This window comes from Asticcacaulis biprosthecium C19 (assembly GCF_000204015.1).
In the GTDB taxonomy this organism is placed as follows: domain Bacteria; phylum Pseudomonadota; class Alphaproteobacteria; order Caulobacterales; family Caulobacteraceae; genus Asticcacaulis; species Asticcacaulis biprosthecius.
In genome coordinates this window covers 677552-685281 of the sequence record NZ_GL883080.1, presented here as the reverse complement: position 1 = coordinate 685281, position 7730 = coordinate 677552, and the positions used below count along the sequence as shown (strand labels likewise).

Here is a 7730-nt window from a genome sequence, read left to right as displayed (position 1 = left end):
GACGAGAACGACTCTCCGTCACCCAAAAGGCCTGGAATGAAGCGCACCTTACGTTTGGCCACTTGCGGCCTTTTCGCCCTATCTCTTCTCTGGGCAGCCCTGCCCGCCGCATCCGCCTCTGCCGGCTCAGATCCCCTGGCGCCGACGGGCCGCTGGAGCGCCTATACGGCAGGTCGCGCCGCCACCCCGCCCATGGGCTGGAGCTCCTGGAACGCTTTCGGCACGGATGTGACCGAGGCGCGCGTCCTCGATTCCGCCAATACGATCGTGGCCAGCGGCCTGGCCGCCAAGGGCTATCTCTATATCAACATCGACGATGGCTGGTGGCTGAAGCGCCGCCAGAGCGACGGCCGCATGCAGGTACGCACGGCGATCTTTCCGTCCGCGGCAACCGGTGGACCCGACGAGTCCAGCTTCCGACCCTTTACCGACCAGATCCACCGCATGGGGCTCAAGGCCGGCATCTATTCCGACCTCGGCCGCAATTCCTGCTCCCAAGCCTATGGCGGCCCTGGCACGCCGAACCTGCCAGAAGGCACCCTTGCCGAGCGCGAGGTCGGGCTGTATGGCCATGCCGAGAAGGATTTGAAGCTCTATTTCGAGGATTGGGGCTTCGACTTCATCAAGGTCGATGGTTGCGGCGTCAGGGCCTTCGCGCCCGACAGCGCAAAGGTCAAGGACGGCCAGTACCAGGCGCTGGTGCCGCTGATCGATTTCCAGTCGGTCAACCGCACAGATGTCACCGAAATCAAGGCGCTCTACACCGAGGTCGCCGATCACCTGAAGCACTACAACCCCGACGGCGACTACGTCTTCTCCATTTGCGCCTGGGGGTCGGCGGATGTGCGATCCTGGGCCAAGAACGTCGGCAACCTGTCGCGGACGAGCGATGATATCACGCCGAGTTGGGGGCGGATGCTGACCAATTTCGACAGCGCCGCGACGCGGGCCCTGTATGCCCATCCGGGTAGCTGGAACGATCCCGACATGCTGTTCGTCGGTCATGGCGACTTCGATGAAAACCACCTGACCGAGGCCAAGTCTCACTTTGCGCTGTGGGCCATGATCAGCGCGCCGTTGATCATCGGCTATGACCTGCGCAAGGCCCCGCCGGAACTGATGGAGATCTTTGGCAACAGCGATCTGATCGCCCTCAACCAGGATCCTTCCGGCCACCAGGCCGTTCTGGCCTATGAGACCGACGACGTACAGATCTTCGTCAAAAGCCGTGGCGATGACCCGGCGCGCAAGGCGGTCGCCATCTTTAACCGCGGTACCGCGCCGCAGGACGTGATCCTCACCGCCGATCATCTGAAATATATGGCGGCGGACGACGTCCACCTGGTGGATCTGTGGACGAAGGCGGCCTTGCCGGCCTTCAAGGGCGAGGTCAAATTGCGCGTCGAACCGCGCCAGACCCTGATCTTCGACGCCCACGGGACACGAACCCTAAAAGGCGGCATCTATCTCTCCGAAATTCCGGGGCGGGTAAATCCGGCGGTTGACGGCGTGGTGACGCCCCAGGCCGATCCGTTCATTCACCGCGCGGTCAGTCCCTGGGCCGGCAGCCGCGGCCGTGGCGACCTGCCGATGTACGCCGGCTGGGGCGGCGCCCAGGCCGATGCGACGCCCTTTGGCCGAAGCCTCCAGATTGGGGGCAAGCCTTTCGCCAGCGGCATCGGCATCCTTGCCAATTCGCGCCTGGAGGTCAGGCTTAAAGACGAACGGCGCATCACCGCCAGCGTCGGCGTGGACGACTCGACACTCGATACCGCTACGCCCGTAACCTTCTACGTCTACGGCGATGGAAAGCTGCTGGCGCAGTCGTCCGCCTTAGGTTTCGGATCGGCGCCAGAAACCTTGTCGGCGGATGTTGCTGGCTACAAACTCCTGGAACTTGTTGCCCGCAGTACCGCACCGGGTAACGCTGAACGCACCGTCGTCACCTGGGGCAATGCCGCTCTGTCGAACTGAATGCCGCCGCGCCGGCCCCTTCGGTCCGGCGCGGCGCAGGTTCAGAAGTTTAGCGAGTAGGTCAGGTTGATGTTGCGCGGCCGGGCATAGATGACCTCAGCATAGCCTGCCGACGTGCTTTCCGACGATGTGCCGGCCAGCGGATACAGGCGGTTGGTCAGGTTGTTGCCGGACAGGGTGATGTTCCACTTGCGGTCATCGGGTTCGAAAACGATCGAAGCGTTGACGATCGTTACCGACTTGTTCTGGGCAATCGACACTGTATTGCCGGCGTCGAAGTACTGCTGGTCCGTGTAGCTGATATTGACACGCGGCGTCAGACGCCATCCGTCGCCCGGATGGAAGGTGTAGGCAGCCCCCACATGTCCTTGCAGTTCCGGCGCAAACGGCAGACGGCTATCCAGAGTGGCCACCGAGGTCGGTGTCACCGCGCCGAAGGACGGCGGATTGGTGATGGTGTCGAAACCTGTTTTCAGATAGCCGAGGCTGGCGTTCAGGAAGAGGTCGGATACAGGGACGTATTCGGCTTCCAGTTCGATACCGCTGACCGTCGCCTCACCGGCGTTGAACAACAAAGGCACCACCCCCAGGCGGTAGGTCATCTGCATATCGGTGTACTTGGTGCTGAAGGCAGCGCCATTGACGCGTAGCCCCTTCACCGGGTTCGCCTTGAAGCCGGCCTCGACCGTCTCCGCCGATTCCGGCGCAAACGAGATCGGCTTATTGCCCGGAGGCGCATTGTTGTAGCGCTCGTTGAAGCCGCCGCTCTTGAAGCCCTGCGACCAACTGACATAGGTCATCAGCGCCGGATTCCAACGGTACTGCAGGCTGGCCGAGCCCGTCGTTGCCGTGAAGTTGCGCGCATTCTGGCCCGTACCGATGAACAGGCAACCGGTCTGGGTCGGCGGCGGACCGCCGAAGGGACAAAGGGCCGTAGGAGGCGCCGGTTCCGCCGCCGTCGCGGGCGCGACATTGAACATGACGCCCTGCAGGCTCTTGCTTTCGTCCGTGTAGCGCAGACCCGCCGACGCACTCAGCTTGTCAGAGAATTTATAGCTCCAGTGCGTGAAAAACGCCGTCGCCTCGGTTTCCAGTTGCACCCTCTGGGTGTCATAAGACGTCCCGGGATTGCCCAAGCCGACCAGCACACGGTCGAAGGTGTCCTCCTTGAAGTAGTACGCGCCGATGACCCCATCCAGTTGGCCGGTCTTGATCTGGGCCTGAAACTCCTGGCTCTTCTGCTCGCTCTTGCTGCTATAGTTGGTCTGCAGGATCAGCAAGGGCGTGTTGTCGGCATCGCGCGCGCCCGACCACTCGAGGGTTCGCGCTGACGAGATGGACTTGAACGACAGGACGTCGTTGACCTTCCATTCGGCCACAAGAGACAGCCCGGAATTCTCCAGCGTACTGAAGGCCGGCGCCGTGCCGCCATTGGTGAACGGTCCCTTGTACTGGGCGTCGTTGGCGCACCGCGGGTCCGCCGTTGCCGGTACGAAGGGCGGCGGGAAGGTGGCGCCAGGGCAGCCGGCGGCACGGCTGGCCGCCGCCGGGAAGGTCTGACGTTCGTTGATCTGCAGGAAGACAAACGGCGATCCGTGCTCGTCGGCCTTGGCGTAGTCGCCGCGGAGGGTGAAGGTCAGGTCAGCGGACGGCTCCCATCGCAAGGTGCCCTGGGCGTTGGAGGTATTGACATCGCCCAGGTCCAGCCCGTCCGACACGCGGTGGACATATCCATCGCGCATGCGACGTCCCAGCGCCACGCGCCCTTGCAGCGTTTCCGAGATCGGCACATCGAAGGCAACAAAGGCCTCCTTCAGATTGTCGTCGCCGATACCGGCGCGGACCGTATTGCCGGCGCCGGGCTTGTTGGTCGACAGCAGCACCGCACCGCCGATGGTATTACGCCCGAACAGCGTGCCCTGGGGCCCACGGACGATCTGGACATTGGCGATGTCGCGGAACTCCATGGCGCCACCGACCGAGCGCCCCATGTAGACGTCGTCGATATAGAGGCCGACGCCAGGGTCGACCGCGCCGGTGGCATCGGTCTGGCCGATGCCGCGGATGAAGACCTGGGCGGCCGAATTGTTGCCGGTCAAAGTGCCGTAGGTCGCGAACTGCAGATTGGGCGTCACCTTGCCCAGGTCCGTCGTCGTCTGGATCTGCTGGCGTTCCAGCGCCTTGGCGCTTAGCGCGGTAATGGCGATGGGTGTGTCCTGGAGCGCTTCCATGCGGCGGCGTGCCGTAACGACCACCACCTCGCTGTCAGGTTCGGCCGCCTGCGCCGCGGCTTGCGTCTGGGCGAAAGCTTCGGTGCAAAGAAACGGCAGGCAAGACGCCGCCATTGCTGCAAAGCCTGCCTTGTAAATCCCGTGCGCCAGCGCACGGCGATTGCCATGAAATTTCATCGTTAACTCCCGTTTTTTATATCGCATATTAATTATGCGCATTATTTAGTAGCTTACATACCTATTAGGTCATGAAGGCTTCGTCAAACGGGGGGATAACGTAAATCTGAAGTGTTGCTGACGCGACACACGCATAAGGTGCACGGGTTACCGCATTCGCATCAGCGTTACGTTGCACACTAAGGGATTGCGCCGACGTGCGACACTATCCGCGCCTGCTGGTGAGGCACACAGGAACGCCAAAAAGGGCGGTCACCAGACCGCAATGCCTCTCGGTCATTGCGGTCCGGCATAAGCCTCACGAGCGCTGCTGTTGATCATCCTTAGCGTCCGGATCATCCGTCGTATGGAACTCATACCAGATACCGTTCAGGACGCCGACAGCGACGGCCAGGCCGACACCCAAAATCCAGGCAAAATACCACATCTGAGATACTCCTAGTAATAGTCGGGAGATGAGCTGACCGTGGCGACTCCCACCCGACCGAATAGCACCTTATAGACCCAGGCGGTGTAGAGCAGGACGATCGGCAGGAAGACCACGGTGACGAGAAGCATGATTCCGAGCGTCATGTGCGAGCTGGAGGCGGTCCACACCAGGAGGCTGGAACGGCTGTCCACCGAGCTGGGCAAAATGATGGGGAACATGCTGAGCCCCACCGTCGAGACGATGCCGGCCAGGCTGAGGGACGAGGCCAGGAATGCCGGGAAGGCCAATCTCAGGCGCAGGCTGAGCGCCGCCAGGGCAGCGCCGGCGAAGCCCAGGGCCGGACCCGCCCACATCCACGGATGCTTGCCGAAATTGTTGAGCCATGCGCCCGCCGCTGGAACGACTTCGGCGCGGGTCGGATTGGAGGCTCCCGACGGCAGGACCTCGGCGACGACCTGGAAGCCAAGGCCGCTGAAGCGAACGAAAACATAGCCGATTGCGAACAGGACGATCGTCAGAAGCGCGGCCACCGATCCGTAGGTCATGACACGGTCGTAGGCGGTGCCCTTTTCCAGTTTCATGGCCAGGAAGGCGGCGCCCTGCATAACCAGCATGGCAACCGATGTCAGTCCGCACAGCAGGGTGAACGGCGTAAACAGTCTCAGGAGGCTCATGAAGGTGCCTCCGTCGTAGGTTGTGCGCAGGTCACTATCCAGATGGAAGGGCGCGCCGGACAGGACGTTACCGACGGCAACGCCAAAGACCAGGGCGGGAATAAATCCACCGGCAAACAGCGCCCAGTCCCAATTACGCCGCCAAGTGGTGCCGGGCTTCTTTGACCGGTACTTGAACGCAACGGGACGCAGGATCAGCGCTGCCAGCACGAGGAACATGGCAAGGTAGAAGCCGGAAAAGCTGACGGCGTAGACGAAGGGCCAGGCCGCGAAGATGGCCCCGCCGCCCAGGATCAGCCAAACCTGATTGCCTTCCCAGGTCGGCGCGACACTGTTGATAAGGGCGCGGCGCTCACCGTCTGTCTTGCCGGCGAACGGCAGGAGCGACATAGCGCCCATGGCGTAGCCGTCCATGATGGCCAGGCCGATGAGCAGGACGCCCAGAAGACCCCACCAGATGACCCTGAGGGTCGGGTAGTCAATAATCGGTTCCATGAGTCTGTCTTTCTCTAGATTACTCAGCCGGTGCCGCAGTGGGGACGTCGACGGGTTCGTCATTCAAGCGACCGAAGACCGAGTGATAAGGCCCCTTCCGGATAGCCCGGATCATCAACTTGATCTCAATGAACGCCAGGCCGCCATACAGCAGGGTAAATCCAACAATGGTGATCCAGATCTGAGTTTTGGTGAGGCTCGATGCACCCATGAAGGTGGGCAAAACACCTTCTACGGCCCATGGCTGACGGCCTATCTCAGCCAGAAGCCAGCCGCCCTCGATCGCAATCCAGGGGAAAGGCAGGGCGGCGATACACAGAACAAGGAACCACTTCTGGCGCACCTTGTCGTAAGTCACCATGAAGAAGGCGAGCGCGAACAGGGCGATAAAGGCGAAACCCAGGCCGGCCATCAGGCGGAACGCCCAGAACATCAGCGGGACGTTGGGGACGGTGTCCATGGCAGCGCGGGCGATGGTTGCCTCGTCCGCTGTCCGCGGATCGGCAACATACTTCTTCAGCAGGTAACCATAGCCAAGGTCGGCCTTGTGCACTTCGAACCGGCCGCGGGCATCGAAATCATCGGGGTTCAGCTTCAGGGTTTCGACGGCATCGTAGGCAATTATGCCGGAGCGGATACGGCCCTCGGCCTTTTCGACCAGGTCAAGTATGCCAATGACAGGCTTGTCGAGACTACGGGTCGCAATCAGACCCAGGACATAGGGCACCTTCACGTCATAGTCAGTGCGCTGTTCGGCGACATTGGGGATGCCGAACAGCGATATTCCGGCCGGCGCGTCTTCTGTGTGCCACATGGATTCCAGGGCGGCCAGCTTCATTCTCTGGTTGTCGGTCAGGGCATAACCCGACTCGTCACCCAGGACGACGACGGAAAGCGATGATGCCAACCCAAACGCCGCCGCGACCGCCATGGAACGCTTGGCGACACTGACCCACTTGCCGCGGATCAGATAGATCGCCGAGACCGCCAGAACGAAAACCGCTGCCAGGACATAGCCGGCGCTGACGGTGTGCACGAATTTTGCCTGAGCGACCGGGTTGAACAACACGGCCATGAAATCGCTGACCTCCATGCGCATGGTCTGCGGATTGAATTCGGCGCCGACTGGGTTCTGCATCCAGCCATTGGCGATCAGGATCCACAAGGCCGAGAGGTTGGTACCCAGCGCCACCAGGAAGGTCACCATCAGGTGGGCCGGTTTGCTCAGCCTATCCCAGCCGAAGAACATGAGGCCGACGAAGGTCGCTTCGAGGAAGAAGGCCATCAGGCCTTCGATGGCCAGGGGCGCTCCGAAAATGTCACCGACATAGTGCGAATAGTACGACCAGTTGGTGCCGAACTGAAATTCCATCGTCAGTCCGGTCGCAACGCCGAGAACGAAATTGATGGCGAACAGGGTGCCCCAAAACCGGGTGATGGTTCGCCATATCTCCTTGCGCGTGAGAACATAGACGCTTTCCATAATCACCAGCATGAAGCTGAGCCCCAGGGTCAGGGGTACGAACAGGAAGTGATACATTGCGGTCAGTGCGAACTGCAGCCGCGACAGGTCGACGGTACTGAGATCCATTTTTGGGCTCCCGTGCCTTGAAAATAGGGGGTTAACAAACAGGCACCGATCACCATAGGGATCAAACACGGGACGGCCTTGACCTGGATCAAGGACTTTTTGCACCGCAACAGGTTCTTCCTGTTGTCCCCTGCGTCATTGTCGCGATTGTGTGCTAC

The 7730-nt window shown here is 61.4% G+C and carries 5 protein-coding genes; 1 reads left to right on the top strand and 4 read right to left on the bottom strand.

All coding sequences use genetic code 11. The annotated features are described in order from the left end of the window. Positions 1-36 precede the first annotated feature (36 nt). The gene (locus ABI_RS21580; protein ID WP_040309829.1) at positions 37-1974 is read left to right on the top strand and encodes an NPCBM/NEW2 domain-containing protein; all 1938 of its coding nucleotides are present in this window, start codon (positions 37-39) and stop codon (positions 1972-1974) included. Positions 1975-2015: 41 nt separating this feature from the next. Here ABI_RS21580 and ABI_RS21575 read toward each other — a convergent pair whose 3' ends face one another. From ABI_RS21575 to ABI_RS21560, 4 genes are all read right to left on the bottom strand, one after another. Continuing rightward, positions 2016-4382, bottom strand: coding sequence for a TonB-dependent receptor (locus tag ABI_RS21575; RefSeq protein ID WP_006275199.1), 2367 nt, complete (start codon positions 4380-4382; stop codon positions 2016-2018). A 298-nt stretch (positions 4383-4680) separates the two neighbouring features. After that, positions 4681-4809 carry a cytochrome bd-I oxidase subunit CydX gene (cydX, locus tag ABI_RS21570; protein WP_006275198.1) on the bottom strand — a complete coding sequence of 43 codons (129 nt, stop codon included), beginning with the start codon at positions 4807-4809 and terminating at the stop codon, positions 4681-4683. An 11-nt stretch (positions 4810-4820) separates the two neighbouring features. Further along, positions 4821-5981, bottom strand: coding sequence for a cytochrome d ubiquinol oxidase subunit II (gene cydB / locus ABI_RS21565; RefSeq protein WP_006275197.1), 1161 nt, complete (start codon positions 5979-5981; stop codon positions 4821-4823). Positions 5982-6000: 19 nt separating this feature from the next. After that, positions 6001-7572 (bottom strand): cytochrome ubiquinol oxidase subunit I, encoded by a 1572-nt coding sequence (locus tag ABI_RS21560; RefSeq protein ID WP_006275196.1) that lies wholly within the window; start codon positions 7570-7572, stop codon positions 6001-6003. Between the last annotated feature and the right edge of the window lie 158 nt (positions 7573-7730).